Annotated in this window: 3 protein-coding genes; 1 reads left to right on the top strand and 2 read right to left on the bottom strand. The window is 71.6% G+C overall.

Features of this window, described 5'->3' with window-relative positions:
• Both AC27VN_RS42165 and AC27VN_RS42160 read right to left on the bottom strand, forming a co-directional pair.
• The coding region (locus AC27VN_RS42165) for an SIS domain-containing protein (RefSeq protein WP_490880619.1) at window positions 1-272 on the bottom strand (272 nt) is incomplete at its 3' end.
• Window positions 273-353: 81 nt separating this feature from the next.
• Complete coding sequence (locus tag AC27VN_RS42160) at window positions 354-737, bottom strand: YraN family protein (protein ID WP_093354381.1); 384 nt, start codon at window positions 735-737, stop codon at window positions 354-356.
• A gap of 54 nt (window positions 738-791) precedes the next feature.
• Between AC27VN_RS42160 and AC27VN_RS42155 the strand changes: the two genes are divergently transcribed.
• A partial coding sequence (locus AC27VN_RS42155) for an SAM-dependent methyltransferase (protein WP_490880618.1) occupies window positions 792-1,092 on the top strand: 301 nt, incomplete at its 3' end.

The raw sequence follows: 1,092 nt of genomic DNA, 5'->3' as shown, positions 1-1,092 counted from the left end.
CCGTCGGCCGCGGGGTCGGTGCTGTCGCCGGGCAGCGCGATGGCCGCGAGCTCGGGCCGCTCGCGCTCGAAGCGGCCGACGAACTGCGAGGCGAACTGCGTGGCCAGCAGGCCCGACACGCCCGACCCGCAGGCCAGCACCTTGCCGCCGCTGGTCACGCACGCCAGGATCGCCTGCATCGCCTGCGAAATGGGTTTGCTCAGAATCGGGCCGGCCTGGTACTTGAGGTCGGCGCTGTCGATGAAGTGCTGCTGAATCCGTTGCTCGAGCATGGGGCGGGATGATAACTGCGGGGATGCGGCGAAAGACCCCGCGCTGTGATCCGCCCTACACCTTCGCGCATCGCGGGCCGCTCAGCCCGCGTCGAAAGCCGCGCGCAGCCACGTGATGCGCTCCTCGACCAGCACCACGTCGAAGCGGCACGGCGGCGGCTCGCGCAAGCGGGCGAGATAGTGGCGCGCCGCGAACACGATGCGCCGCTGCTTGGCCGCCGTGATGCTGCCGGCCGCGCCGCCATGGCCGGTGGAACTGCGCTGGCGCACCTCGACGAACACCAGCGTGCGGTCGCGCGGATCGCGCATGATCAGGTCGATCTCGCCGCCGCCGCGGCCCGGCGTCCGATAATTGCGCGCGACCAGCTGCAGCCCCGCGCGTTCCAGGTGCGCCAATGCGGCGTCCTCGGCCGCGTCGCCGCGGCCCTTGGTCGTGACGGCCGACGCCGTCGTCGTGGTCTTCATGACCGCTCCCTGTTCCCGTTTGTTCTTGTGTCGACGTCCCTCGGAGAAAAGCGCTTGGCCTCACTCGCACCCGCCTCTTTCGGTGCCGCCCTCGGGGCCGCGCGCGACGCCGCCGGTGCGCAGCATTATCCGCAGGGCACCCTCTACGTGGTCGCCACGCCGATCGGCAACCTGGCCGACATCACCTTGCGCGCGCTGCACGTGCTGCAGCTGGTCGACGCCGTCGCCTGCGAGGACACGCGCCACACCCAGAGCCTGCTGCGCGCCTACGGCATCGACCGCCCCGGCGCGCAATTGCTCGCGCTGCACCAGCACAACGAGGCCGAGGCCGCGCAGGCCGTGGTCGCGCGGCTCG

The organism is Variovorax sp. 20P10.2.4 (assembly GCF_058244205.1).
This window is presented reverse-complemented; position numbering and strand designations above follow the sequence as displayed.